Origin of the sequence: Propioniciclava sp., from assembly GCF_036744435.1 — a bacterium.
Classification (GTDB): Bacteria; Actinomycetota; Actinomycetes; order Propionibacteriales; family Propionibacteriaceae; genus Propioniciclava.
Map to the genome: position 1 here is coordinate 1 of NZ_DAIOIA010000032.1, position 26578 is coordinate 26578.

Annotated in this window: 27 protein-coding genes; 14 read left to right on the forward strand and 13 right to left on the reverse strand. The window is 70.6% G+C overall.

The genetic code is table 11. From position 1 onward, the window contains the following. Positions 1–199 precede the first annotated feature (199 nt). The 10 genes from pstS (at position 200) to V7E09_RS06055 (ending at position 11228) form a co-directional block, all read left to right on the forward strand. A complete protein-coding gene (gene pstS / locus V7E09_RS06010) occupies positions 200–1297 on the forward strand; it encodes a phosphate ABC transporter substrate-binding protein PstS (protein ID WP_324511091.1) in 1098 nt (365 codons plus the stop codon). A 79-nt stretch (positions 1298–1376) separates the two neighbouring features. Further along, positions 1377–2348 carry a phosphate ABC transporter permease subunit PstC gene (pstC, locus tag V7E09_RS06015; RefSeq protein WP_324511092.1) on the forward strand — a complete coding sequence of 324 codons (972 nt, stop codon included), beginning with the start codon at positions 1377–1379 and terminating at the stop codon, positions 2346–2348. Then, positions 2348–3406, forward strand: a complete 1059-nt coding sequence (pstA, locus tag V7E09_RS06020; RefSeq protein ID WP_324511093.1) for a phosphate ABC transporter permease PstA — start codon at positions 2348–2350, stop codon at positions 3404–3406. Before pstC ends, pstA begins: the two co-directional genes overlap by 1 nt. Positions 3407–3427: 21 nt before the next feature. Next, complete coding sequence (gene pstB / locus V7E09_RS06025; protein WP_324511094.1) at positions 3428–4207, forward strand: phosphate ABC transporter ATP-binding protein PstB; 780 nt, start codon at positions 3428–3430, stop codon at positions 4205–4207. A 56-nt stretch (positions 4208–4263) separates the two neighbouring features. After that, the gene (locus V7E09_RS06030; RefSeq protein WP_324511095.1) at positions 4264–5193 is read left to right on the forward strand and encodes a DUF2510 domain-containing protein; all 930 of its coding nucleotides are present in this window, start codon (positions 4264–4266) and stop codon (positions 5191–5193) included. 117 nt (positions 5194–5310) lie between these two features. Continuing rightward, a complete protein-coding gene (locus V7E09_RS06035; RefSeq protein ID WP_324523159.1) occupies positions 5311–7122 on the forward strand; it encodes an acyltransferase family protein in 1812 nt (603 codons plus the stop codon). After that, entirely contained in the window at positions 7119–7817 is a 699-nt protein-coding gene (locus V7E09_RS06040; RefSeq protein ID WP_324511097.1) for a response regulator transcription factor, read from the forward strand. Before V7E09_RS06035 ends, V7E09_RS06040 begins: the two co-directional genes overlap by 4 nt. Continuing rightward, on the forward strand, positions 7814–9205 hold the full coding sequence (locus V7E09_RS06045) for a HAMP domain-containing sensor histidine kinase (RefSeq protein WP_324511098.1): 1392 nt from the start codon (positions 7814–7816) through the stop codon (positions 9203–9205). Before V7E09_RS06040 ends, V7E09_RS06045 begins: the two co-directional genes overlap by 4 nt. Positions 9206–9256: 51 nt before the next feature. Beyond that, entirely contained in the window at positions 9257–10489 is a 1233-nt protein-coding gene (locus tag V7E09_RS06050) for an LCP family protein (RefSeq protein WP_324511099.1), read from the forward strand. A gap of 28 nt (positions 10490–10517) precedes the next feature. After that, on the forward strand, positions 10518–11228 hold the full coding sequence (locus V7E09_RS06055) for a phosphatase PAP2 family protein (protein WP_324523160.1): 711 nt from the start codon (positions 10518–10520) through the stop codon (positions 11226–11228). Between the two features lie 31 nt (positions 11229–11259). Here V7E09_RS06055 and V7E09_RS06060 read toward each other — a convergent pair whose 3' ends face one another. The 13 genes from V7E09_RS06060 to V7E09_RS06120 all read right to left on the reverse strand — a co-directional run bounded on the left by V7E09_RS06060 (position 11260) and on the right by V7E09_RS06120 (position 22277). After that, positions 11260–12453, reverse strand: coding sequence for a glycoside hydrolase family 3 N-terminal domain-containing protein (locus V7E09_RS06060; RefSeq protein WP_324511101.1), 1194 nt, complete (start codon positions 12451–12453; stop codon positions 11260–11262). Then, on the reverse strand, positions 12450–13838 hold the full coding sequence (locus V7E09_RS06065) for a mycothione reductase (protein ID WP_324511102.1): 1389 nt from the start codon (positions 13836–13838) through the stop codon (positions 12450–12452). The genes V7E09_RS06060 and V7E09_RS06065 overlap by 4 nt, the downstream gene beginning before the upstream one ends. Before the next feature lie 12 nt (positions 13839–13850). Further along, positions 13851–14711, reverse strand: a complete 861-nt coding sequence (ccsB, locus tag V7E09_RS06070; protein ID WP_324511145.1) for a c-type cytochrome biogenesis protein CcsB — start codon at positions 14709–14711, stop codon at positions 13851–13853. 23 nt (positions 14712–14734) lie between these two features. Beyond that, positions 14735–16282: a cytochrome c biogenesis protein ResB gene (gene resB / locus V7E09_RS06075; protein WP_324523161.1), complete on the reverse strand. Its 1548-nt coding sequence runs from the start codon at positions 16280–16282 to the stop codon at positions 14735–14737. Further along, entirely contained in the window at positions 16282–16995 is a 714-nt protein-coding gene (locus V7E09_RS06080; protein WP_324511146.1) for a cytochrome c biogenesis CcdA family protein, read from the reverse strand. Before V7E09_RS06080 ends, resB begins: the two co-directional genes overlap by 1 nt. A 47-nt stretch (positions 16996–17042) precedes the next feature. Next, positions 17043–17561, reverse strand: coding sequence for a TlpA family protein disulfide reductase (locus tag V7E09_RS06085; RefSeq protein WP_324511147.1), 519 nt, complete (start codon positions 17559–17561; stop codon positions 17043–17045). A 47-nt stretch (positions 17562–17608) separates the two neighbouring features. Continuing rightward, positions 17609–18259 (reverse strand): histidine phosphatase family protein, encoded by a 651-nt coding sequence (locus V7E09_RS06090; RefSeq protein WP_324511104.1) that lies wholly within the window; start codon positions 18257–18259, stop codon positions 17609–17611. An 18-nt stretch (positions 18260–18277) separates the two neighbouring features. Next, positions 18278–18523, reverse strand: a complete 246-nt coding sequence (locus V7E09_RS06095) for a glutaredoxin family protein (protein WP_324523162.1) — start codon at positions 18521–18523, stop codon at positions 18278–18280. Positions 18524–18537: 14 nt separating this feature from the next. Continuing rightward, on the reverse strand, positions 18538–18639 hold the full coding sequence (locus V7E09_RS06100; protein ID WP_002550589.1) for a 30S ribosomal protein bS22: 102 nt from the start codon (positions 18637–18639) through the stop codon (positions 18538–18540). Between the two features lie 140 nt (positions 18640–18779). Then, on the reverse strand, positions 18780–19580 hold the full coding sequence (gene proC / locus V7E09_RS06105; RefSeq protein ID WP_324511119.1) for a pyrroline-5-carboxylate reductase: 801 nt from the start codon (positions 19578–19580) through the stop codon (positions 18780–18782). Then, positions 19577–20602: an aspartate-semialdehyde dehydrogenase gene (locus V7E09_RS06110; RefSeq protein ID WP_324511120.1), complete on the reverse strand. Its 1026-nt coding sequence runs from the start codon at positions 20600–20602 to the stop codon at positions 19577–19579. The genes proC and V7E09_RS06110 overlap by 4 nt, the downstream gene beginning before the upstream one ends. 80 nt (positions 20603–20682) lie before the next feature. Then, positions 20683–21447, reverse strand: coding sequence for a CPBP family intramembrane glutamic endopeptidase (locus V7E09_RS06115; RefSeq protein WP_324511121.1), 765 nt, complete (start codon positions 21445–21447; stop codon positions 20683–20685). Then, a complete protein-coding gene (locus tag V7E09_RS06120; protein WP_324511122.1) occupies positions 21444–22277 on the reverse strand; it encodes a sugar phosphate isomerase/epimerase family protein in 834 nt (277 codons plus the stop codon). The genes V7E09_RS06115 and V7E09_RS06120 overlap by 4 nt, the downstream gene beginning before the upstream one ends. A gap of 130 nt (positions 22278–22407) precedes the next feature. Here V7E09_RS06120 and V7E09_RS06125 point away from each other — a divergent pair, with 130 nt between their 5' ends. From V7E09_RS06125 to V7E09_RS06140, 4 genes are read left to right on the forward strand one after another with little or no spacing between them, the layout of a single operon-like run. Next, complete coding sequence (locus tag V7E09_RS06125) at positions 22408–23046, forward strand: VOC family protein (RefSeq protein WP_324511123.1); 639 nt, start codon at positions 22408–22410, stop codon at positions 23044–23046. 47 nt (positions 23047–23093) lie between these two features. Continuing rightward, positions 23094–24488 (forward strand): DNA repair protein RadA, encoded by a 1395-nt coding sequence (radA, locus tag V7E09_RS06130; protein ID WP_324511124.1) that lies wholly within the window; start codon positions 23094–23096, stop codon positions 24486–24488. Positions 24489–24543: 55 nt separating this feature from the next. Beyond that, a complete protein-coding gene (gene disA / locus V7E09_RS06135; RefSeq protein WP_324511125.1) occupies positions 24544–25587 on the forward strand; it encodes a DNA integrity scanning diadenylate cyclase DisA in 1044 nt (347 codons plus the stop codon). Further along, the gene (locus V7E09_RS06140) at positions 25584–26462 is read left to right on the forward strand and encodes an A/G-specific adenine glycosylase (RefSeq protein WP_324511126.1); all 879 of its coding nucleotides are present in this window, start codon (positions 25584–25586) and stop codon (positions 26460–26462) included. The genes disA and V7E09_RS06140 overlap by 4 nt, the downstream gene beginning before the upstream one ends. The last annotated feature ends 116 nt before the right edge of the window (positions 26463–26578 follow it).

A 26578-nucleotide genomic window follows, 5' to 3' on the forward strand; every position in this document is an offset into this window, starting at 1 on the left:
TCATATCCCGTGTGACAACGCTAAATGCGCAGCCGTCCCCGGGCATTGCCGGATCGAGACATCCTGTTCATGCTGCGTTCACCTGCCGGGAGGAATCTCGTCACGGTCGCTGCCTACCGTCACAAGCGAGATTGGAAGAACGACCAGTCCTCGTGCCGCTCGACAGCGGTCCGAAACGCTCGCACGTGAGGAATCACACATGTTCTCGAAGAAGCTCGTCGCGCCGCTGGCCCTGGTGGCCGCTTCGGTGCTCGCCTTCAGCGGCTGCGCCGCGAACGAGGCCGCCGCCCCCGCCACCACCGGCGGCGCCACCGCCTCCGGCCTGAGCGGTCGCCTGACCGGCAAGGGCGCCTCCTCCATGTCCGTCGCGCAGACCACCTGGATCGCCGCCTTCCAGACCGCCAACCCCGACGTCACCGTCAACTACTCCCCCGACGGTTCGGGTGCCGGCCGCGAGGCCTTCACCTCCGGCGCCGCGCAGTTCGCCGGCTCCGACCGCGCGCTGAAGGACGACGAGATGGGCGCGGGCAAGTTCGCCCTGTGCACCCCCGAGTCCAATGCCCTGAACCTGCCGGTCTACGTCTCCCCGATCGCGATCATCTACAAGGTCGACGGCGTCACCGATCTGAAGCTCGACGCGGACACCACCGCGAAGATCTTCGCGGGCAAGATCACCACCTGGAACGATCCGGCCATCGCCGCCCTCAACCCGGGCGCGAACCTGCCGGCCGCCACGATCACCGCCGTGCACCGCTCCGACGACTCGGGCACCACCGAGAACTTCACCGACTACCTCGCTCAGGCCGCTCCGTCGGTCTGGACCGAGAAGGCCGCCGGCATCTGGCCCGACGCCTTCCCGGGTGAGGCCGCCAAGGGCACCGCGGGCGTCGTCAGCGCCGTGGAGACCGGCAACAACACCATCGGCTACGCCGACGAGTCGCAGGCCGGTTCGCTGGGCAAGGCTCAGGTGAAGGTCGGTTCCGAGTTCTTCGGTCCCACCGCCGAGGCGGCCGCCAAGCTCGTCGACAACGCGACCAAGGTCTCCGGCCGCGCCGACAACGACTGGGCGCTCAAGCTCGACCGCACCGCCGAGGGCCAGTACCCGATCGCCCTGGTCTCCTACGCCATCGTGTGCGAGAGCTACGCGGATTCCTCCGCCGCCGCTCTGGTGAAGTCCTACGTCGGCTACATCGCCTCCGACGCCGGCCAGAAGGCCGCGCAGGCCAAGGCGGGCAACGCCCCGCTGTCGGCCGACATGCAGGCGAAGCTGAAGACCTCGATCGACTCCATCAAGTGATCCCCCGCTCGGCCTGATCGGGTCACGTACCCGGTCAGGCCGAGCCCCTGCCCTCACCCGGTCCAGCGAAGAAGGAAGCGTGAGTACCGCAACCCAGACCAGGCAATCTCCCGAGGACGACCTCGCCCTCGTCCCCGCCAAGCCGCGTATCGGCGACAAGGTCTTCACCGGCCTCTCGACCGGCGCAGGCATCGCGATCTTCGTCATCTTGGCCGCCGTCGCGCTCTTCCTGATCGCGCAGGCCTTCCCGGCACTGACCTCCACGCCCGAGATGCTGGAGAGCCGCGGCTATGGCCCGTTCTGGTCGTGGGTGGCCCCCTTCGCGTTCGGCACCGTCTACTCGGCCTTCTGGGCCCTGGTGTTCGCCGTGCCGGTGGCGATCGGCATCGCCTTGTTCATCTCCCACTACGCGCCGCGGCGCCTGGCGAGCGGGCTGGGCTACGTCATCGACCTGCTCGCCGCCGTCCCGTCCGTCGTCTACGGCCTGTGGGGCGCGAACACCTTCGCGTCCGCGCTGCAGCCGCTGCACGTCTGGCTGGCCACCTACCTGGGCTGGTTCCCGCTGTTCACGCCGCCCGCGTCCGGCACCGGCCGCTCCATGCTGACCACCTCGCTGGTGCTCGCGGTGATGATCCTGCCGATCATCACCTCCCTGTGCCGGGAAGTGTTCCTGCAGACGCCGAAGCTGCACGAGGAGGCCGCCCTGGCGCTGGGCGCGACGCGCTGGGAGATGGTCCGCATGGCCGTCTTCCCGTTCGCCCGCGCCGGCATCGTGTCCGCGGTCATGCTGGGCCTGGGACGCGCCCTCGGCGAGACCATGGCGGTGGCCATGGTGCTGTCGGGTGCCGGCGTCATCAAGTTCGACATCATCGGTCAGCAGAACCCCAACACCATCGCCGCGACGATCGCGCTGAACTTCCCCGACGCCTCGGGCCTGCGCATCAACCAGCTCATCGCCGGCGGCCTCATCCTGTTCGTGATCACCCTGGCGGTCAACATGCTCGCCCGGTGGATCGTTCGGCGCCGCGCCGCCTTCTCGGGAGCCAACTGATGACCGCCACCGCACTCCGCAAGAGCGATTCCCTCACCGCGGGCCAGCTCCCCCGCTGGGCGACGCCAGCCATCCTGGTCGGGTCGATCGCCCTGGCCGTCCTGGTCACCCTGCTGCTGGGCCCCTTCAACGTCGGCCTGGCCGCCGTGTTCGCCTTCGTGATCCATCAGGTCGCCACGTACCTCACCTCGCGTCTCGTCGAAGGGCCCCGCCGCGCCACGGACCGGATGATGACCGGCTTCATCATCGGTGCCTTCCTGCTGGCCCTCGTGCCGCTGGTGTGGGTGGCGGCGACCACCCTGGCGAACGGCCTGAACCGCTTTGACCTGTCGTTCTTCAACAACTCGATGCGGAACGTCGACGGCGTCGGCGGCGGCGCGGTCCACGCCATCTACGGCACCTTGATGATCACCGGTTTCGCGACCGTGATCTCGGTGCCGGTCGGCCTGCTGACGGCGATCTACCTCTCCGAATACGGACGCGGTCACCTGGCCCGAGGGATCACCTTCTTCGTGGACGTCATGACCGGCATCCCCTCGATCGTGGCCGGCCTGTTCGCCTACGCCCTGATGACGCTGCTGCTCGGCCCAGGCACCGTGAGCGGCTTCTCGGGCTCCCTGGCGCTGTCGGTGCTGATGATCCCCGTGGTCGTGCGGTCCACCGAGGAACTGCTCAAGATCGTGCCCAACGAGCTGCGCGAGGCGTCCTACGCCCTCGGCGTCCCGAAGTGGCGGACGATCCTGCGGATCGTCCTGCCGACCGCCGTGTCGGGCATCGTCGCCGGCGTGATCCTGGCGATCGCCCGCATCATCGGCGAGACCGCGCCCCTCATGGTCGCGGCAGGCTTCACGCAGAGCATCAACATGAACTTCTTCTCCGGTCCCATGATGACGCTGCCCACGTTCGTCTACGACCAGTACGCCTACCGCGGCATCCCGCCCGAGGCGTTCGTCGACCGCGCCTGGACGGGCGCACTCACCCTGATCCTCATCGTCATGGCCCTCAACCTGATCGGCCGCCTCGTCGCGAAGCGGTTCGCCCCGAAGTCCGGCCGGTAATCCAAGGAGACCAACGCACCCATGTCCAAGCGCATCGAAGCCAAGAACCTCGACATCTTCTACGGCGACTTCAAGGCCGTCGAAGGGGTCTCGATGATCATCGAGCCGAGGGCCGTCACCGCGTTCATCGGCCCGTCCGGCTGCGGTAAGTCCACCTTCCTGCGGTCCCTGAACCGCATGCATGAGGTCATCCCCGGCGCCACCGTCCAGGGTGAACTGCTCCTGGACGGCGAGGATCTGTACGCCCCGGCCGTCGACCCGGTGAACGTCCGCCGTCAGATCGGCATGGTGTTCCAGCGGCCCAACCCGTTCCCCACGATGTCGATCAAGGAGAACGTGCTCGCCGGGCTCAAGCTGAACAACAAGAAGATCTCCTCCTCCGAGGCCGACGCCGTCGCCGAGGAGGCGCTGCGCGGCGCCAATCTGTGGGAGGAGGTCAAGAACCGGCTCGACCTGCCCGGTTCGGGCCTGTCGGGTGGCCAGCAGCAGCGACTGTGCATCGCCCGCGCCATCGCGATGCGTCCCTCGGTGCTCCTGATGGACGAGCCCTGCTCCGCCCTGGACCCGATCTCGACGCTGGCCATCGAGGACCTCATCGGCACGCTGAAGAACGACTACACGATCGTGATCGTGACCCACAACATGCAGCAGGCTGCGCGGGTCTCCGACACCACCGCGTTCTTCAACATCGCCGGTACCGGCCAGCCCGGTCACCTGATCGAGATGGACGACACCAAGACGATCTTCACGACTCCGTCGGAGAAGGCGACCGAGGACTACATCACCGGTCGCTTCGGGTAAGTCCACCGGCGCCATTTCCTGCGGGCCTTCACAGAAGGACAACCTAGAATCACACCATGAGTCAGCCAGGTTGGTACACGGACCCGAGCGGGCAGCCAGGGATGTTCCGGTGGTGGGACGGCAGCGGGTGGACGATCCACGTCACCCCGAACCAGTTCTCCCCGGCCCCCGGTCAGACCCCGGCCACGCCGGGGGCACCCGCCGGGTCCCTGCCGATCCGGGAGGCCCAGGCCGCCGGGCAGCCCCCGGCGGCCTACAGCTACACGGAGATCGATCAACGGTCCTCCAAACTCGGCCCCGCCTTGGCGATGGGCCTCATCGGCCTCCTGGTCATCGGCCTGATCGTGGGGGGCTGGTATCTCCTCAGCGGACGCATCGGGGCAGGCAGCGACACGCCCGCGTCCAACCCCACCTCGAACGTGTGCCCGACCGTGTCGTTCGATCCGAGCGCCACCGCCAGCCCGCACACCAACCCCGCAGGCCGGGTCCAGGGCGGCCAGTTGTCCTATCCCCGGCTCGGGTCCCCGTGGGGCGCGGTCACCGAGGACTACCGGGTTCCCTTCGGGCGTGACGCGTACGGCCAAAGCGTCATGGTGCAGGAGAACTACGACGGCAAGGGCAGCAGTTGGGTCGCCTCCCTTCTGGTCGGAGAGCTGGTTGCCGGCGACGGCTTCTTCTCCCCCCAACAGGGCTCCGAGATCGTCACCCGCTGCGTCCTGGGCGTCTTCTACGGCAACGCGGCAGTGTCCCGCCAAGACGTGGTGAGCGAGGCCACCACCGTCGACGGCAAGGACGCCTGGGTGACCGAGATGCATCTCGGCTTCTCCATCCCCGGCCTCAAGGAAACCGGCGAGACAGCGATCATCGTGATCGTCGCCACCAGCGACGAATCCTCCAGCCTCTACTACGCATCCATTCCGGACAGCCAGCCCACCTTGCTGCAGACGGCCCGCGAGGTGCAGTCCCAGCTCCGCGTGGAGGCCTGACCCGGCCCCACCGAGGCTGCCGACCCCGCAGCTCCCTGAACCCCCACTGTGACCGTGGTGTGACACCCGCGAGCCAGACTCCACCGAACGACACGACAAGTCGAACGGTGGGAGCCCATGAGCGTATTGGATCGCAGGGAGTTGGTGACGCCGACGGGGGTCTCCCCGTCTCGCATCGGCGGGCTGGACGGGGTGCGCGCCCTCGCTGTCGTCGCCGTCTTGGTGTTTCACGCCTCGGCAGCCTGGGCGCCTGGCGGGTTCGCCGGGGTTGACGTCTTCTTCGTGGTGAGCGGATTCCTGATCACCACCCTGTTGCTGCGCGAGCAGGAAACGACCGGGCGACTGAACCTCCCGGCGTTCTACGTGCGGCGGGCCCGCCGCCTCCTGCCAGCAGCGGTCGTGGTCGTCATCGTGGCCGGTCTGGCCGCCCTCGCGGTGGGCGGAGACATCCTGGTCGGGCTCCTCGCCTCGCTGTTCGGGATCGTCACGCTCACGCAGAACTGGGTGATGCTCGCGGCCGGGAACGACTACTTCGCGCAGGCGGGCACCGGCCTGTTCGACAACTTCTGGTCGCTGGCGATCGAGGAGCAGTTCTACCTCGTGTGGCCGGCGGTCCTCGCGCTGGGCTTCCGCAGCGGACGCTCTCCGCGACAGGGTTGGATCGGGCTGGCGGTGGCCGTGTCGGTCGCCGTCCCGCTCGCGATGGTCGTCGCGGGGTACGGGGCCGCGGCCTACTTGTCCACATTCGGCCACCTGTTCGGGCTCCTGATCGGCGTCTGGCTCGCGGTGGCTCTGATCCGACGCACCCCGTCGGCGACGACGGTCACCCGCATCGTCGGAACCACCCTGATCGCGGTCGGACTTCTCGCGTTCGGGGCGGTGTCCTTCTCCGACCTGGGGGCCGCGGTGGAGCGGCAGACGCTCACCTCGCTCGCCGGAGCCGCCGCCGGGGCGGCCCTTGTCGTCGGCTGTGTGCTCACGACCACGCCACGCCCCCACCTGCTGGACGCCGGCGCGCTGGGCTGGTTGGGGCGCCGCTCGTATGGCGTCTACCTGTGGCACCTGCCGTTGATCGTGCTCGCCGACGCTGCCCTGCCAGCGCTGCCCGACCTGGGTCGCCTCCCCGGACGCCTTCTCGCGGTCGTGCTGTCGGTGGGCCTTGCGGCGCTCAGCTACCGCTACCTCGAGGAGCCGATCAGGAGGCGCGGGTTCCTCGCCACCGTGGTCCGCCCGTGGCCGGGCCGGTTGGCCGGAGTGACAGCCGTGCTGCTGCTCGCGGCCGTCGCCGCGGGGACGGCCCTGCTCGCCCCGGCGCAGACGTCGGTGGCAGCCCTCATCGCCGCCCAGACGAGCGCCGAGGCCTCCCCCGTCGCCACCGCGGCTACCGCGCAGCCACGCGAGACGCGCACCGCGTCGCCCACGCCGACGACGTCCGCCCCCTCCGGAGCCGACCTCATCTCGGCCCCGATGGTCGCCGTCGGCGACTCGGTGATGCTGGCCTCGAAGCGCGCGCTGCAGGAGTCCTTCCCCCAGGTGAGCGTCGACGCTCAGGAGAACCGACAACTCACCAAAGCTGCCGGTGAGGTCACCGCGGTGCTGGGCACCCATCCGCAGGCGCGCGTCGTCGTGATCGGGCTCGGCATCAACGGCGTCGGCAGCAGCCAGGATCTCGAACAGGCGGTGGCAGCGTCCGGGGACCGGGTCGTCGTCCTCGTCAACGTGTCCGGTCCGGTCGCCTGGGCCGACTCCGTGAACCGGGCGATCGTCGAGGTGGCCGCCAACCACCCCCGCGTCGTGGTGGCCGACTGGCGCAGTCAGGCGCGCGCCCACCCCGACCTGCTCGCCTCCGACGGGGTGCATCCCGGGTATCCCGGATCACAGCTGTACGCTCGCAGCATCGCCGATGCCCTGAGGTCCTATCGCCCGTGAGTCCCCCCGACGCCCCCGATGCGCCACTGCGCATCCTGCTGGTCGATGACGACGCCGAGATCCGGCTCGCTTTCCGCGCGGCGCTGACGCGCCGGGGGCACTCGGTGGTCACGGCCGCAACGGCATCCGAGGCCCGCGAACTGGCCGCCACCAGCCACGTCGACGTCGGGATCATCGACCTGATGCTGCCCGACGGCGACGGCTTCGCGCTGTGCGCGGAGATCGGGCGCCGCTGGGGCTTTCCCACCGTGATGCTCACCGCACGCGACGAGGACGCCGCGGTGGTGAACGGGCTGGCCTCTGGCGCGGACGACTACGTGGTCAAGCCGGTCGCCCCGGCTGTCCTGGAGGCCCGGCTCCGGGCCGTCCTGCGCCGGGGACTGCGCGTCACCGAACCCGACCGGCTGTCGCTGGGCGACCTGGTCATCGACCAGAGTGCCATGCGGGTGTACGTGGCCGGCAGCGACCTCGACCTCTCGGCGACCGAGTTCCGGCTGCTCAGCACCTTGGTGAGCGAGCGGGGTCACGCCCTGAGCCGAGGGCAACTCATCGACGCGGTCTGGGCGGACTCCCTGCCCAGCACGGCACGGGTGGTCGACACGACGATCCAGCGAGTGCGCGCGAAGCTGGCTGCGGCCGGGGTGACCAGCCCCGTCCTGGAGACGCTGCGCGGGATCGGCTACCTGGTGCGATGAGCAGGCGACGAGGACGGATTCGGCTCCCCACGGCGATCACGTGCCTGCTCACCGGGCTGACCGCGGTCGCGATCATCCTCACCACGGCCGTCCTCGTCCACTCCGCCCGGGACATCATCTACCAGGCACGCCAGGACGCCCTCCTGGCCGACTACCGCAGCGCCACCGAGGCGGTGAGGCGTGAGATCGCCGCGGACCCCTCCGGCGCAGGATGGGCAAGCGTGTCCAGCGTCCTTCCGGCACGCAGCGCCATCGTCTCGATTCCGCAAGGCATCGTGCACGGCAGCCTCACCGAGCAGGAGGTCCCTGCCGCCTGGCTGGTCCCCGCAGGGCAGCCCCCGGTGGGGGCGTTGCGGTACCTGCGCACCTCCCTCGGCGGGCACGAGGTCTTCTTCGTGGGCCTCCTGTGGGCAGACACTGAGCCCGGCGCCCCCACCGTCCTCCTGGTCACGGCCTACTCCCTGGAGGCACAGCGCCTTCAGGTGATCCAGCTCGTCATGGCCGCCCTCGCCATCGGTGGCGTCGCCCTGGTCGGCACCGGGATCGCGGGGTTCCTCCTCGCCCGGACCCTCACGCGGCCCTTGCGCAGGATGACCGAGATGGCGCGGGCCCTCGGCGAGGGAGGCGCCCCCGAGTTCTCACCGTCAGCGTTCGCAGACATCAACCAGGTGTCCACCGCCCTCCACGATTCGTCGCAACGGCTTGCCCGCAGCATGGCCGAGCTCGCCCGCAGCGAGCAGGACGCCCGCCGCCTCGTCAGCGACGTCGCGCACGAACTGCGCACCCCGCTGACGTCGATGACAGCGGTCGCGGAGATCCTGGAGGACTTCGACCAGGCCACCGACGAGGAGCGACGCATCGCGATGGACGTGTCGGCCCGCGGGACGCGCCGCCTCACGGTGCTCATGGAGCAACTGCTGGAGTTGTCGCGCATCGACGCGGGCGCGGCCGCCGTCGCCCCCGCAGAGGTGGAGCTGGGCGCCCTGGTGGCGGAGGCCGTGCACCTCTCGGACCCCGGCGGGATCGCGGAGGTGGACGTCTCGGCCGAGCAGCCCGTCATCACCGACGCCGACCGCGTCCGCACGATCGTGGCCAACCTGGTCGGCAACGCCCTGCGGCACGGAGCGCCACCGATCCAGGTGGGCGCGCTGGTCAGCGGGGGTGAGCTCGTCGTGACGGTCCACGACCACGGGCCTGGCGTCCCCGCGGGACGCGAGGCGGACATCTTCGAGCGCTTCGTCACGCTGGACGCGGCCCGCCACCACCCCGACAGCAACGGTCTCGGCCTGGCGATCGCCCGGGACAACGCACGGCTCCTGGGCGGTGAGCTGAATCTCGTCCCCTCCGAGGCGGGCGCGACGTTCCGCCTCAGCATCCCCCTCATGTGACCGTCCTGTGACGTCGCCGCTCAACGATGGCGGACGACGAAAGGACACCGCATGCCTCAGCCACTCCTCCACGCGTCCCGCGTCCCGGCGCGGGCAGCGACCCGACCGCACCGATGGGGACGCCGCATCCTCGCGGTGCTCCTGGCCGTGCTGGTCATCACCCTCGGAACGATCGCCTTCGGCGCCGCGCGGCTCACCTCGCAGCTCACCACCGTCGAGCTTCCTGGTTCCGGCGGAACGGACCCTGCCCCGATCCGCGGCTACCCGGGCGCCTTCGACGTCCTGCTCGTCGGGTCGGACGGCCGAGCCGGTCAAGGGGCACAGTACGGCGAAGGCGGCACGATCACCGGGGCCCGCAACGACGTCACCCTGCTGCTGCACGTCAACGCGACCCACGACGTGGCCACCCTGGTTTCGTTCCCCCGCGACCTCCTGATCGACTTTCCGGCCTGCACTGCGCCGAACGGCGCCACGGTGCCGGCGGCGACGGGGGTGGCCTTCGGCTCGGGGCTGGGTCGCGGTGGCCTGGGGTGCGTGGCCACCGCCGTCCAGTCGCTCACCGGCACACCGATCCGCTACGCCGCCGAGATCAGCTTCCAGGGCGTCATCGACCTGTCCACCGTGCTGGGCGGTGTCCCCGTCTGCTTCACCGGCCCGATCGACGACCCGCGCTCCGGTCTGGTCATCCCGTCCGCCGGGACGTTCGAACTGTCGGGCGAGCAGGCCCTGGCCCTGCTGCGGTCCCGCCACGGCGTCGGCGACGGCAGCGACCTGGCGCGCATCTCGTCCCAGCAGGTGTTCCTGTCCGCGCTCGCGCGTACGCTGCGCGACCGGGCCACCCTCACCGACCCCGTCCGGCTGTATGCGATCGCCGACGCGGTCAGCCGCACGATGACACTGTCCACCGACCTCGCCGACCCGGGCACCCTGACCTCCCTGGCCACGACGTTCGCCGGTATTCCCCTGGAGACGACGGCGCTGGTCACCTACCCGTATCTGCCGCACGGCAACCGGGTCGTCTCGGATCGGGAGGCCGCCCGGCAGCTGTTCGCGCTCATCGCGGCGGACACCCCCGTGCACCTCGACCCGGCGCGGGCTGGGCGAGGCGCCACGGCGTCCGCGACCCCGACGCCCGATCGCACGCCCGTCAGGGCGCAACCCAGCACGACCGCGAGCCCGTCCGCCGCCCCGGACCCTGGCCAGGCGACCGCGTCGACCGCTTCCCTGCCCACCAACCTCGACGGGCAGAACGCCGATCGCGCGACCTGCATCGTGCCCGCCTGACCCGGCCCACCGAGTGAGGAGAACCACCATGACCATCACGCAGACCGCTCCGTCCGATCCCGACACGTCACCCGTCCTGCGCCCCCGGCGAGGTCTCGCCCAGCTGGCCGCGGCCACCGGGTGCGTCGCCGCCGCCATCGCGCTCGCGGTGGCGGCCGTACGCACCCGCGCGGGCCAGGAGTTCGATCAGGAGCTGATGCTCATGTTGTCCCTGCGCGGCGGAATCGCAGGGCAGCTCGCCGAAGCCATGACGTCGAGCGGGATCGTCGTGTTCGCCCTCGCCTGCGTCACGGTGGCGATCGTCGCGGCGTGTCTGCGTCCCGTACGGGGGGCCATCCCCGGGATCCTAGTGATGTTCGTCGGGGCGAACCTCACCACCCAGGCGGTCAAGCACCTGCTCGCGCGTCCCGACCTCATCGCGGGGGCGAGCGGGCTCAACTCATTCCCCTCGGGGCACGCCACGCTCGCCTGTGGGGCAGTGTGTGCGCTCCTGCTCGCCCCGCCTACCTGGCTCACCTCGCTGACCTTGCCGCCTGCGGCGGTGGGGGCGACACTGATCGGGGTCGGGGTCATCGCCGCGGGCTGGCATCGTCCCAGCGATGTCGTCGGTGCGGCGCTCGTCGCGGCCGCCTGGACGCTCGCCGTCACAGGAGTGCTGCGGCTGGCGCGCCGGTCCGGTTCCCCCGCCGACTCGGGCGGGCGGACGCGGCGATCATTCGCCCCGGAGACGGCCGGGTAGGTCCGCCGGCCCGGCACGGCTGCTTCGGGGACTAGGCCCCGCAGGACGCGACCCCGAGCCGGTCCTTCAACTCCAGGACACGGCCGGCGCTCGCGCGCAGCCGGGCAGCGAACTCCGCGTCGGCCTGCGCCTCCTCCACCAGCCCCGCCACCATGGCGGACGCCGCAGCGGGGTCGACGCTGATCGCCAGATCCCCACCAGCCTGCACGAAGCGGACGGCGCGCTGCCGGGCGGGCACGTCCGCGACGGCCTTCGCCACGCCCAGGTCGTCGCTGGTGATCACCCCGGTGAAGCCCAGTTCCCGCACCAGCCCCACGACGGCCGGGCTGAACGCTGCGGGGCTCGACCCGTCGATCCGCGTGAAGTACGCCGTCGAGACCATGATCGACGCCACATCGGCCGCGATCGCGCGCCGGTAGGGCAACAGCGCCGGATCGTCGGCGGTCGTCACGTCGTCGACGACCTTCGCCGCGAAGTCGGTGTTGCCAGTCACCTGGCCCAGGTTCGGGAAGTGTTTGACGGTGGCCCCCACCTTCTCCTGCTGGAAGCCTTCGATCACGGCGGTGGCCTTGTCCGCCACCTGCTCAGGTGTCGACCCGTAGCCGCGCTTCAGCACACCGATGGGTTCGTTGGTGGACGCCTTCGCGGTCGGGACCACATCCACGACCGGGGCGAAGTTCAGGTTGACGCCCGCCGTGGCGAGTTCGCGGCCCCACCCTTGCGCCTTGGCCCGGAGGTCGGCGTCGGACATGGCGGCTTGATCTGCGGCTGCAGGCATCGCGGTGAACCCGGATCCCTTGAGCCGCCGCACCGAGCCGCCCTCCTGGTCGACCCCCACCAGGACCCCGTGCCCCCCGCCCGCCTTGCGGATGGCCGCGACCCGGGAGGCCGTGCCCTTCACGCCGTCGGTGGTGGTGCCCATCAGGATCACCGACCCGATCCGGGAGTTCTTCAGCACCTTCGTCTCCGCCGCGTCCAGGGAGCCGGTGACACCCATCATGACGAGCTGACCCGCGGCGTCCTCGAGCGACAGGTCGGCGGCGACGCGCTGGCACGTGCTCAGCGGCGTGGGCGTCGGAGTCGGTGACGCCGACGCGCTGGGGGATGACGCGGTAGCCGTGGACGCCGGACCGCTGCTGGGCGCAGGCGCCGGACCCACGGGAGTCTGGCAACCGGTGAACACGAGTCCCACCAGGCCGACGAGGACCAGCCCTCGCCGGATCATCGGTCGCGGCCCAGTCCGAGCAGGGCGTTCTCGACGACCTCGGTGAGCGCCGGGTGGATCCAGAACTGGCCGCGTGCCATGTCGGCGGCCCGCAGGTCGAAGGTCATGGCCGAGATGAGGGGCTGGATCAGCAGGGACGCCTGCGGTCCCAGTGCGTGCGCCCCGAGAATGCGCCCCGTCCGCGCGTCGGCGACGATCTTCACGAAACTGGTGTCGTCCTCCATGGCCCACCCATATGCCGTCCCGGCGTAGTCCTGAACGGCCACCACCACGTCCAGGCCACCCTCGCGGGCCTCCCGCTCGGTCAGGCCGACGGCGGCGATCTGCGGGTGCCCGAACACCGCGTGCGGCACGGGACGACGATCGTTGCGGGCCGGATGCTCGGGATCGTGCAGGTTGTGGGCCACGATGCGCGCCTCATGGTTCGCCACGTGCTTGAGCATCCACGGCGAGCTGACGTCGCCGAGCGCCCACACCCCCGGGACGTTGGTGCGCTGCTGGTCGTCCACGATCACGAAGCCCGCCGGGTCGACGGCGATCCCCGCCGCGGCCACGTCGAGGGTGTCGCTGTTCGGCGTTCGCCCGGTCGCGACGAGGAGGATGTCCGACTCGACCTCCTCGACGCTGCCGTCGCGGCCCCGGGTCGTGACGGTGACCGTCGCGTCGTGCACGGTGATGCCCACGGCGTCCCGCTGCAGGCGCAGGTCGATCCTCTCGGCCAGCAGGGTGGTGTATCGCTCGGAGACGGCGTCGTCCTCACGGCTGAGCACCCGGTCGGAGCGTCCGATCATGGTGACGTGGGACCCGAATGCGGAGAACACATGGGCGAACTCAGCGCCGATGTAGCCGGTGCCCAGGATGGTGATGCGCGGCGGAAGGGAGTCGAGGCGCATCACCGTGTCGGAGGTGTGCGCCAGGCCCGCGTCGAAGGCTCCGCTGAGACCGGGGATCGACGGCACGACGGCGCGTGAACCGGCTGCGATCACGATCTTCTCGGCCGTGATCTCTTCCTGGCCCACGCGCAGTACCTTGGGGCCGACGAACCGGCCGGTGTCGCGGAACAGCGTCACCTCGGGATTGTCAGCGCGCCACGCCTGCCCGGCGTCCGAGATGGCGTCGATCCGGCCGAAGATGCGGTCGCGCACCTGCGCCCAGTCGGCGGACGGCGTGGGCAGGTGGACGCCGACCCGGGCGGCGTCCGCGGGGCTGGCGAGCAGGTCGGCCGGCAGCACGAACATCTTCGTCGGGATGCAGCCGTAATTCAGACAGGTGCCGCCGAACCGTCGTCCGTTGTCGAGGATCGCGACCCGCTGATGAGCGAACCGCTCATCGACGATGCTGTTTCCCGAACCGGCTCCGATGACGATGAGATCGAATGCGCGCACGCGGCCAGTGTGTCAGATGCCCGCGTACGAGTGGAGGCCGGTCACCAGCAGGTTGATGCCCACGAAGTTGAACCAGAACACGAGGACCCCGATGATCGCCAGCCAGGCCGCCCGCACGCCCTTCCAGCCTGCCGTGACGCGAGCATGCAGGTAGGCCGCGTACACGACCCAGGTGACCAGCGACCACGTCTCCTTCGGGTCCCAGCCCCAGAACCGGCCCCAGGCGTAGTCGGCCCACACCGCGCCGGCGAGGATCGTGAAGGTCCACAGCGGGAAGGCGAACCGCAAGACGCGGAAGGAGAAGTCGTCGAGCGTCGCGGCGGAGGGCATCCGGGCGAGGTAACCGCGGACCGGTCCCTTGTTCTCGGCGCGGACCCGGAACAAATACAGGATCGCGGCGATGCCGCCCAGGTTGAAGGCCGCACCGGCGATCGCAGCGGCGACGATGTGGATGATGAACCACACCGAGTGGAGGGCGGGGACCAGCGGGGCGACGGCCACGTAGAAGACCGTGACGGCGAGCCCCTGTCCCACGGCCAGCAGCAGCGTGATCGGCAGCCCGAGCCACCCCCAGCCGCGCCGCCAGATCAGGTAGAGGGCGAACAGGGCGGCGAATCCGAGCGAACTGGTGACGAACTCGTACATGTTGCCCCACGGCGCACGCTGAGCCGCGACGCCGCGGAGCACGACCCCCGCGACATGGCACAGCACCGCGACGAGCATCAGCCCCAGCCCGATCCGGCCGAACCGCGAGGCGCGCGGGGAGACGGCCGCCTCCTCACCTGGCGCGGTGTCAGCCGGGCGTCGGATGGCGGCCCACTCCAACGCGTAGGCGCACATCGCCAGCAGGTAGATCACCGCCGAGCTGACCATCGCCAGGCTCGAATAGGTCGCGATCACGGGGCATCCTCCTGCATCGTCGGGGACTCATCGGCGGGGGTGGTGGGAGCGGCGGTGTCCGCTCCGGCCGCGGCTGCGAGCGCGGCGACGTCATCGTCGAGGCCGGTAGCGGACTCGGCCCGGTCGAGGCCCGCGACCTCGATGCGCAACGTGCCGTCCTCCTGCTCGGTCGCGCGGAGCCACAGCCGGCGGGGCCGGACGTACAGGCTGGCGGACACCCCCGCGACGGCGATCAACACCGACGCGATCACCAGCCACAGGCCGGGCTCGTAGCTGACCTGGAGCTTGGTCCAGCGGCGCCAGTCGTCGAACGACAGCGTGGAGCCGTCCGGCAGGTCGACGATCTGTCCGGGTTCGATCTTGAAGGTGACCAGCGTCCCGTCGGCGGTCCGCATCTGGGTCAGGCCGTCCTTGTTGAGGGAGTAGACCGACTCGGGCGTCCCCGTCTCGGTCCGCGGCTCGCCCGTCCACACCGTCAGGAACAGCTCCGGGGCGAGGGCGTCGGGGAACACTGAGCGCGGGCCCTGCTCGTCCACGACGGCCGTGGGCAGGAAGTAGCCCTCGAAGCCGAGGTAGTTCGGGCGCGCGTCGGGAGCCTTGATGACGCCCATCGACGTGAAGTTGCCGTCCTGGGGCAGGAACACCACGGGCCCGGAGAAGGCGACCTGTCCCGTGGGATCGGTGACGGTCACCACCGGCGCGTAGCCGTGCCCGATGAGGTGGATCTGCGTGCCGTCGACGACCAGCGGCTCATTGACCTCGATCCGGGCCTGCTCGGGGGTGCCGTCAGCATGGGCGACGCGCACATCGGCGGTGAACTCCCGTGCCGCGCCGCGCTGCACCTCCCCGGTCTCGAACTTGGCGGTGAACGTGTCGATCCACACGGTGAAGGGGGCCAGGTCGGCTGGGGTGAAGGCGGCGCCCGCGGTGAAGTCGTCGTACTGGGTGAGGTTGTTGGAGAACGCCTGCCCCTCGACGGTGATGACTTCGCCCTTGTACCCCCACAGCGAATTCCAGCCGAGCCCCACGAGCATCACGACGAAGCTGAGGTGGAACAAGATGTTGCCGAACTCCCGCAGGTAGCCGCGCTCGGCGGATACGGAATCGCCGTCGCGCCGGGTCCGGAACCGGCGGGAGGCCAGCACCTTCTCCCCGGCGGTGAGCGCCTCGTCGAGGGTCAAGGTCGAGGAGCCGCGCGTCGAGGCGGGCAGCCGGTCCAGATGGCGGGGGGTGCGGGGCGGCGGGGTGCGCAGGGCGCGGACGTAGACGCCGATGCGCGGGATGATGCAGCCCACCAGCGAGATCATCAGGAGCAGGTAGACCGCGGCGAACCAGGGCGAGTGATAGACGTCGAACAGACCGAGTTTCTCGTACAGGTCGGCGACGGCCGGGTTGGCGGCCTTCCAGTCCGAGACCCGGATCGGAGCGACGGGACGCTGCGGCAGCAGCGAGCCCGGGATGGCGACCAGGGCGAGGGTGAACAACAGCAGCAGCGCGGTACGCATCGAGGTGAGCTGCACCCAAAACAGCCGCAGGTACCGCATCAGATCACCACCCCGAACGCCGACGCCCATTGCCGGAACACGCCCATCAGCCGGTCCCACAGCCCGCTGACCAGCAGCACACCGACGAGGACCATCATGCCCCCGCCGATCCGCTGCAAGGTGACCTGATGTCGTTTGACCCAGTCGGTGGTCCGGCTGAAGCGCGCGAACGCCAGGCCCGCGATCAGGAACGGGATCCCGAGTCCCAGGGCGTACGCCAGGGCGAGGACCGCTCCGCGCAGCGCGGTTCCCTCGTTGATGGCCAGCGTCAGCACCACCGACAGGGTCGGACCGATGCACGGCGTCCAGCCCAGGCCGAAGACGATGCCGAGCAGGGGCGCGGCGGCCAGCCCCACGGTGGGAGCCCGGTTGATCCTCACCGTCCGCTGCCCCACGTGAAGGACGCCCGCGAAGGCGAGACCGAGCAGGATGGCGAGCAGGCCGATGATGACGGAGATGGGGCGGCTCCAGGTCAGCAGGAGACCACCCAGGCCCCCGAACAGCGCCCCGGTGGAGACGAAGATGAGCGCAAAGCCGAGCACGAACAGGCTGGTGCCGGCGAGCATGCGGCCGCGTCCGCCGGTACCCTCGGTCACCTCGCTCGCCGCCAGCCCGGTGGCATAGCTGAGGTAGCCGGGCAGCAGCGGCAGGACGCAGGGAGAGAAGAACGACACCGCGCCTGCGACAACGGCGACCGGCAGCGCCAGCAGCATCGAACCGCCCGCCGCCTGCGCGAACCAGCCGCCCACGTCCAGCGGCGTCACTTGCCCGCCGCCACATCGTCGACGAGGCCGACCAGCGTCGCCTCGGTGACCTCGCCCAGGACGCGGGCCGCGATGCGGCCCTGCGCGTCCACCACCAGCGTGGACGGGATCGCGCTCGGAGGGAGGTCGGTGCCGAACTTCAACAGCTCGCGGCCGTCGGGGTCGAAGACGCTGGGATAGGTGATATCGAAGGCGCGCACGAACGCCTGCGCGGGAGCCTGGTCCAGGTCGCGGGTGTTGAGGCCGACGAAGGTGGCCCTCCCAGCGGTGCGCCGGGCAGCCGCCTCCAGCGCGGGGGCCTCCTTGCGGCAGGGGGCGCACCAGCTCCCCCAGACGTTGTAGACGACGACCTGTCCGCTGAGCGTGGCCGAGTCGAAGGTCCCGCCCCCCAACAGTTCGCCGGTGATCTGCGGGGCGGTGGTGCGCTGGTCAGGAGCGACGATGGTCAGGGAGCCGTCGCCTCCGACGAAGCCTCCCTGAGCGGCCGGTGCGGCGCCGCAGCCCGTCAGGACCATCAAGCCGGCCACCACCCAGGCGGCCGTGGCGCGTGCCCTCACAGCCCTCACATCCCCGGCCGGAAGATCTTCTTCTTCGCCGGGTACAGGTCGGCGGCGGGTTCGGAGTACTCGACGCCGGCGACCCGGCCGTCGATGACGTGGAATGCGGTCACCGATGCGAGCCGGCAGTCGCGGGTGGCCGGATTGTGGACGAAGCTGCGTCCCTCGGCGTCCAGGCGGGCGATGTAGATCGGCAACTGGTGGGAGACGATCAGTACCTGGGAGCCCTGCGGCACGCTGGCCGCGGCGTCGGCGATGGCGGCGCGCATCCGTTGCGCGATCTGCGGGTAGGGCTCCCCCCAGGAGGGACGCAGCGGGTTGCGAAGATGCCACAGATTGCGGGGAAGCAGCAGCCGTTGGTTGAACCGGCCGAAGGACTGCCCCTCAAGGATATTGGCCGTCTCGATGAGGCGGGCGTCCTCGATGATCTCCAGGTCCGGGTGGGCCGCGGCGATGGGGGCGAGGGTCTCCTTGGCGCGCTGCAGCGGCGAGACGCGCAACTGGACGAGCGGAGCGTCGGCGAAGTGCTCGCCGAGGCGCTCGGCCATCGCGTGACCCAGCGCGCTCAAGCCGTAGCCCGGCAGCCTTCCGTACAGGATGTGGTCGGGATTGTCGACCTGCCCGTGACGGCAGACATGGACGATGGTCGGCTGCATGAGGGTAAGGATAGGCGTTCAGGCGAGCGCGGCGGACAGTCGCTGCCCGTCGACGAACCACAGCGAAAACTGCGCGCCGTCGACGAACGTCACCGGCACGTGGTCGGTGAACTCGGCGCGCAAACGCTCGTCATCGTCCACATCGAGGGACGCCCACGTGGCACCCGTGCGGGTGCACACGTCGGACACGATCGCCAAGGCGTCGTCACACAGGTGGCACCCCTGACGCACCAAGACCACCACGCGGGCGTCCGGGAGCGTCATCGGGGCGCCGACGCTCACTTACCGGCGCGGCGGCGCTGGATACGCGTCTTCTTCAGCAGCTTGCGGTGCTTCTTCTTCGCCATCCGCTTGCGACGCTTCTTGATGACCGAACCCACGTGTGACTCCTCAGGCGCCGGCGACCCGGCTTGAAATGACTAGGACATGACTCGCCGTCGAAACGGCCAGCCAAGAACGAAATCTTACGCGCTTGAACCCGACTCCACCAAGCCGGGTCCACCGGCGGACACTGCGAGCGTCAACGCCCGAGCTCTGCCGAGCGATCCCGGCAGGCTTCCGCCGCCGCGATGAACGCCGCCTTGACGGCACGGTCGTCGAGGACGCGCAGCGCTGCGGCCGTCGTCCCGCCGGGGGACGTCACGCGCTCGCGAAGCAAGGTCGCGTGCTGCCCGGACGCGTCCAGCAGTGTGGACGAGCCCAGGAGGGTCTGCGTGGCGAGCGCGGTGGCGACCGCCCTCGGCAGCCCCAGCAGGACGCCCGCGTCGGCCAGCGCCTCCGCGACGTAGAAGATGTAGGCGGGGCCCGAACCGGAGATCGCCGTCGCGGCATCTTGGTGCGATTCGGGGATCACCACCGCCTTGCCCACGGCCTCCATGAGGGAGACCGCACGAGCCAGGTCAGCCTCCGAGGCGTGGGCGCCCGCGGAGATGACCGACATCCCCACCCCGAGCTCCGCCGGGGTGTTCGGCATGACGCGGATGACGGGGGTTCCGTCGGGGAGTTGCGCTTCCATCTGGGCGGTCGTGATCCCTGCGCACAGGGAGATCACGACGGCCCCGGGAGCCAGGTGGGGGGCGATCTGGGGCAGCAGCGCCAGGGCGTCGTAGGGCTTGACCCCGACCAGCACCGCGTCGGCCCCGGCGGTGGCGGCCTCGACGGTCGCCTCCATCCGGACGCCGTAGCGGGATGCCAGTTCTTCGCGGCGTTCCGCACGGCGCGCGGCGCCGACGACCTCGGAGGCGTCCCACCCGGCGCGCAGCAGCCCGCTAAGGATGATCTCCCCCATGGCCCCGACGCCGAGGAGGGCGACCTGGGTCACGAACGGCCGATCAGCAGTTCGACAACCTGGATGGCGTTGAGCGCGGCGCCCTTGCGGAGGTTGTCGCCGGCCACGAACAAGATGAGACCGCGGTTTCCGTCAACGGCCTGGTCCTGACGGATACGCCCGACGAACACGTCGTCGGCCCCCGCTGCGACCCGCGGCTCGGGCACCGCGACCACCTGGACGCCGGGGGCGTCGGCCAGCAGCGCGAGCGCTTCGTCGGGGGTGATCGCCTTGTCGAACTCGGCGTGGATGGAGAGGCTGTGGCCGGTGAACACGGGCACCCGCACGCACGTCCCGGAGACCCGCAACTCCGGCAGGTGCAGGATCTTGCGGGACTCGTTGCGCAGCTTCTGCTCCTCGTCGGTCTCCAGGGAACCGTCGTCGACGATGCTGCCCGCGAGCGCGACCACGTTGTAGGCGATGGGCGCCACGTAGGGGGCGGGGTCCTCGGGGCGTTCCAGCGACCCGTCCAGGGCGAGCGCGCGGGGGTCGGTGGTCTCGGTGACCTGGGTGGCCAGCGCCTCGACGCCCTTGACCCCGGAGCCGGACACGGCCTGGTAGGTGGCGACGGTCAGGCGCTGCAGGCCCGCGGCGTCGTGCAGCGGCTTGAGCACCGGCATCGCGGCCATGGTGGTGCAGTTGGGGTTCGCGATGATGCCCTTGGGCGGGGTGACCGCGTCCTCGGGGTTGACCTCGCTGACGACCAGCGGAACCTCGGGGTCCTTGCGCCAGGCCGAACTATTGTCGACGACGACCGCGCCGACGGCCGCGAGCTTGGGGGCGTACTCGCGGGACATGGTCGCACCCGCCGACATGATGGCGATGTCGATACCGGTGAAGTCAGCGGTCGCAGTGTCCTCGACCACGATGTCGCGGCCGTCGAACGGCAGCACCGTTCCCGCGGACTTCGCCGAGCTGAAGAACCGCACGTCGTCGACGGGGACGTCGCGCTGCTCCAGCAGCGCGCGCATGACCCGGCCGACCTGACCGGTCGCACCGAAAACACCAATTCGCATGCGGCGATCCTACCGTCGGGGACCTCCGAGCCCAGGAGCCCCCCGCACTGCGGGATGCGGGTCCCGGACCGGGCCGGGCCTCAGAACCAGTCGGTGTACGGCGCCACCAGGGCGTATCCGATGAAGCTGACCAGGTCGAGGATCGTGTGGGCGACCACCAGCGGCATGACGCGCCCCCAGCGCTTGTAGAGGTAGCCGAACACCAGCCCCATCACCACGTTGCCCACGAACCCGCCGAAGCCTTGGTAGAGGTGGTAGCTGCCGCGGATCAGCGCGCTGATGACGATCCCGGTCCACGGACCTAGCTTGAGCTGCTCGAACCGCACGAACAGGAAGCCGAGCATGATGACTTCCTCCAGGACGCCGTTCATCACGGCGTACCCGGCCAGGACGGGGATCGTCCACCAGTTCTCGGCGAGGTTCGCGGGAGCGACGTTGGTGTTGAAGCCGAGTTCACGGGCCGCGACGTAGAACACCAGCCCGGGGATCCCGATGATGGCCGCGGCGAAGAATCCCCGCCCCAGGTCGAACCCGGGACGCCGCAGGTCGAAGCCGATCCGGGCGCGATCCCCCGTCTGCCACAGCAGGTACAAGGCGACGCCGACCGGGACGAGCGGGAACGCGATCCCGGCGACCTGATAGGCCAGGTCGAGCCACGGCCGCTCCGGGGTGACCGAGTTGTTGATCGTGGTCGTCTGCTGGTTCAACGGCCCCTGAGTGAGGGAACGGATGATCGACAGCACCGAGTAGATCGCCGATTGCCCCAGCGACAGGCCCAGAACGAGCAGGATCTCGGTGCGAGGGCGGAAGCGTGGGGCGAGCCCCGACGGCGCGTCGGCGGTCACGGGATCGCGGGAACGGCCAGGTGGGTGCGCGCCCACGCCAGAGTGCGGGCCAGCGCCTCCTCGCGGGCTGAGCGGGAGCCGACGCTGCGGGTGTTCACCTCGAGCACCACGTGCCCGGCGAAGCCGCGGGCCGTGAGCGTGGCCAGGACCGCCGCCGCCTCCTGGTCTCCCTCACCGGGGAACAGGTGACTGTCGCTGATGGAGGAGTCGCCGTCGGTGAGGTGCACGTGGGTGAGCCGCTCCCCCCAGGCGTCGACCAGGTCGAGGGAGCGCTGCCGGGCAGTGGCGGCGTGGGAGAGATCGAGGGTGAGGTGGTCATAGTCGCCGTCAGTCGGGTCCCAGCCGGGCGAGTAGGCGCGGATCTCGGCGCTGCGCGGCCCCCGCCAGGGGAACATGTTCTCCACGGCGAAGACGATGCCGGTGGTGCGTTCCAGCCGCCGGATGCCGTCGACGAAGCCTTGCGCGTAGGAGCGCTGCCAGCGGAACGGCGGATGCACCACGACGCAGTCGGCACCGAGCCGGTGGGCCGCGACCGCGGAGCGCTCCAGCTTCTCCCAGGGGTCGTTGCCCCAGGTTCCCTGGGTGACCAAAAGGGTGGGCGCATGCACGGAGAGCACGGGGACGTCGTGGTACTCGCGCAGTTGCACGAGGGCGTCCACGTTGCGGCTGACCGGATCGATACCGACCATGACCTCGACGCCGTCGTAGCCCAGGCGTCCGGCGAGCTCGAAACAGCTCGCGGTCGATTCGGGATAGACCGAGGAGGTGGACAGCCCCACGCGGGGACGTCTCGCCGACTCGGGACCGGGCCAGGCCTGGTGCGCACTCACGTCGGCCAGCATAGGGCGCCTGGCCTCCGAAGCCCAGACACACCCACTATCTCCACCTCGTGATACCTATTTCCACAAGGGGAGATGTCCACGATTGGCGAACGGTGGAGGCGATGGGTTTGAATGAAGCATGCGTTTGTCAAACCTCACGTTCGCCGCCGGACCCGACGGCCTCGCCCCGGCGGTGGCACGTCTGGAGGACGCGCTGGGTGTGAGTTTCCGCGATGGCGGCTTCCACCCGCGTTTCGGCACGCGCAACAACATTCTCGCCGTTGACGGCGGCCGCTACCTCGAGGTCGTCGAGGTCTTGGAGCACCCGGCCGCCGAGAAGGCGGTCTTCGGTCAGGCCGTCCGCGCCCGCTCCGAACTGGGCGGCGGCTGGATGGCCTGGGTGTTGCAGGTCGACGACATGGCCCCGCTGGAAGAGCGCCTCACCCGCAAGGCCGTCCACGGCTCACGGTTGTTCCCCGACGGGCGCCGCCTGGAGTGGGATCAGATCGGCATCAAGGGACTCCTGGCCGATCCGCAGCTTCCGTTCTTCGTCCGCTGGACCAGCCCGGAGGAGGTGCGCCCCGCGGCGCTAGCCCCCGCCCCCGTCGACATCGTGGAGATCCGGCTCTCCGGTTCCCCCGAGCGCGTCTCGGAGTGGATCGGTATCGACCTGGGTCCCGTCTTCGACGGCATCGCCCTCACGTTCGACGCCCCCAACGGCAACCCGGGCATCGAGTCGGTCACGTTCCGTTGCCCCAACGGCCTCGTCACCATCTGAGCGCCCCCGCCCCCGAGACTGTCGGGGGTTCCCTTTAGTCTTTCGGCATGGCTCGAACGACGACGACGCACCGCTGCAGCGAATGCGGCTGGACGACCAACCGCTGGGTCGGTCGCTGCGGGCAGTGTCAAGCGTGGGGCAGCCTCGCCGAGGTGTCCGCCGCCCCCACCCGCACGACGAGTTTGGCCAAACCGACGCAGGCGGCCCAGCGCATCACTCAGGTCGAGGCGCGCCATGCGCGCGGCATCTCCACAGGGATCGGCGAGCTGGATCGTGTGCTCGGCGACGGTCTCGTTCCCGGCGCCGTGGTGCTGCTGGGCGGCGAACCGGGCGTCGGCAAGTCGACGCTGCTGCTGGAGGCCGCCGCCCGCTGGGCCTCGCAGGGGCGCCGCACGCTGTATGTGACCGCCGAGGAGTCGACCGCCCAGGTCCGGTTGCGGGCCGACCGTACCGGCGCCCTCCACGACGAGCTGTATCTCGCGGCGGAATCCGACCTGGGCGTCATCCTCGGCCATGTCGAGGAACTCTCCCCCAGTCTGCTGGTGCTCGACTCGGTCCAGACGGTGCAGGCCCAGGGCACCGACGGGGTGGCCGGCGGCGTGACGCAGGTGCGCGAGGTGACCAACGCCCTCGTGCGCACCGCGAAGCGACGCGGCATGGCCGTCATGATCATCGGTCACGTCACCAAAGACGGCGCCCTGGCCGGCCCCCGGACACTGGAGCACTTGGTTGACGTCGTGCTCGCCTTCGAAGGCGAGCGCCACGGCGCCTTCCGCATGGTGCGGGCGTCCAAGAACCGCTACGGCCCCGCCGACGAGGTGGGCTGCTTCGAGATGACGGAGTCCGGCATCCGCGAAGTGCCCGACCCCTCCGGCTTGTTCACCTCCGGGCGCGGCCCGACGCCGGGCACCTGTGTCACGGTGAGCCTCGAGGGGCGCCGCCCGCTGGTGGCCGAGGTGCAGGCCTTGGTGGTGCCCACCAGCCTGACCCAGCCGCGGCGGGTCACGCACGGGCTCGACGTGAGTCGGGTGACGATGACGCTTGCCGTCCTGCAACGCCGAGCGCGGCACAAGCTTCACACCCGCGACGTGTACGCCTCCACGGTCGGCGGGGTGCGTCTGTCCGATCCGTCGGCCGACCTGGCGCTCGCCATCGCCGTGGCCTCCGCCATGCGTGACGAAGAGCCCCGCGGCCGCACCGTCGCGATCGGGGAGGTCGGGCTCTCGGGCGAGGTGCGGCGCGTCCCCGCCCTCAGCCGGCGTCTCGCGGAGGCGGCGCGTCTCGGCTTTGAGCGAGCGATCGTCCCGGCGGGCGCCGCCGAGGTGACCGCTCCCGCCGGGTTGGTCGTGGTGGCGGTGGAGACGCTGGAGGAGGCCCTCGCCGCCGCCTTCGCCCCGACGCGCAGCAACGTCGTGCCGATCGAGCGTCGCGAGCTCGCCTAGACTCGGAACAGATCGCCCCGACCGGCGGGCGCATCCAGGATCTGGGAGGCGATTCGTGAGCATCGGCAGGCTGCCCGAGGAGATCGTCCGCCTCGCCTCCGGCACTCCGCTGCGCGACGGCCTGGATCGCATCGTCAGCGGCCACACCGGCGCGCTCATCGTGTTGGGCAGCAATGAGGCCCTGCGGGCCATCTCCACGGGCGGCTTCACGATCGATGTCGCGTTCACCGCCCCGCAGCTACGAGAGCTCGCCAAGATGGACGGCGCGATCGTGCTCAGCGGCGACGCCGACCGCATCCTGGCCGCCGGCGTCCACCTGTCACCCGAGGCCTCGCTGCCGACCGGGGAGACCGGCACCCGGCATCGCACCGCCGAACGTGTCGCCCGTCAGGTCGAACTGCCGGTCGTGACCGTCTCGGCCTCCATGTCCACCATCTCCCTGTTCACCGGTGGCTCCCGTATCGTCGTCCCCCGACCCGACGAACTCGTCGCCCGCGCCAACCAGGCGCTGGCGGCGATCGGCGTCCACCGGGAGCGCCTCACCGCGTCGCTGTCCCGGCTCACCGGTCTGGAACTGCACGATGCGGTCACCCTGCGCGACGTCGCCCACGTCGGGCAGCGGTTCGAGATGACCAACCGGCTGGCCGAAGAGGCAGCCACCTACGTGGCCGCCCTGGGCGTGGACGGCCGTCTGCCTGCCCTGCAGTTGCGCGACCTCGTCGACGACCTGACCCCGCTGTCCTCGCTGGTCCAACGCGACTATGTCACCGACGACGCCGAGACGATGCCGTTCGCCGGCCTGACCCAACTCGAGGACCAGGACCTATTCGACATCGTCCTCGTGGGACGCGTCCTGGGCTTCCCGCCCGGGCTGCACCTCGACTCCCCCGTACGCCCCCGCGGGTTGCGTCAGCTCGCGGCCGTGCCCCGGCTGCCCGCAGGCGTCAGCGCCCGTCTGGTGGCCACGTTCGACGGGCTCCCCGCCCTCGCCGCCGCCTCGAATGCGGAACTGATGACCGTCGAGGGAGTCACGGAATCCATCGCGCACTCGGTCCGGGACTCGCTGGCGCACCTGGCCGGGGCGCCGCCGACCCCGTGACCCCAGCTCGCAGCGCCACCGTCGCCGAGGTACTCGCCTGGTACGCCGCGCACGCCAGACCGTTGCCGTGGCGCGACCAGGATGCGTCCGGGTGGGGCGTCATGGTGAGCGAGTTCATGCTGCAGCAGACCCCTGTGGCGCGGGTCCTGCCGGTCTGGCAGACCTGGCTGGCCCGCTGGCCCTCCCCGTCCGCCCTCGCCGCCGAGGAGCCGGGAGAGGCCGTCCGCGCCTGGGGACGCCTGGGATACCCACGACGGGCACAGCGGCTGCACGCAGCCGCCTGCGCCATCGTCGCCCACCACGGCGGCGAGGTGCCCACCGATCACGACGCCCTGCTCGCGCTGCCCGGCGTCGGGGAGTACACCGCCGCCGCCATCGCCTCTTTCGCGTTCGGCGCCCGCCACCTGGTGCTGGACACCAACGTCCGACGCGTCCTAGCGCGCGTGGAAGCCGGTCAGGAGTTCCCCGCTGATCACCTCACCCGCGCCGAACGGGGGCGCGCCTGGGAGTGGGTCCCCGAGCAGCCCGGGCGGGCTGCGGCGTGGGCGGCGGCCTCGATGGAACTGGGTGCCCTCGTGTGCACCGCCAGCAGCCCCGCCTGCCCGCGCTGTCCCGTGCGGGCATCTTGCGCGTGGGAGGCCGCCGGCCGCCCACCGCACGACGGCCCTCCTCGGCGCGGGCAAACCTACGCGGGCACCGACCGGCAGTGCCGCGGCGTCCTGCTCGGCACCGTTCGTGACGCCCCAGGGCCAGTCCCCGAGGCGCAGGTCCTGGCCGCCTGGACGAAGGATCCCGACCAGGCCCACCGGGCCCTGACCGGGCTGCTCGCCGAGGGGCTCCTGCGTCGCGGCTCTGGTTCGACCCTCACGCTGTAATCCCGCGGGCAGCACCTCGCTGCGGCCGCGTGCCGCAGCGCACGACATGGCCCCTCACCCCACCAGGAACGGAGCGAGCGGCCCTGCTCCGCGCGGGAGGTCGCACTCGCCGTGGG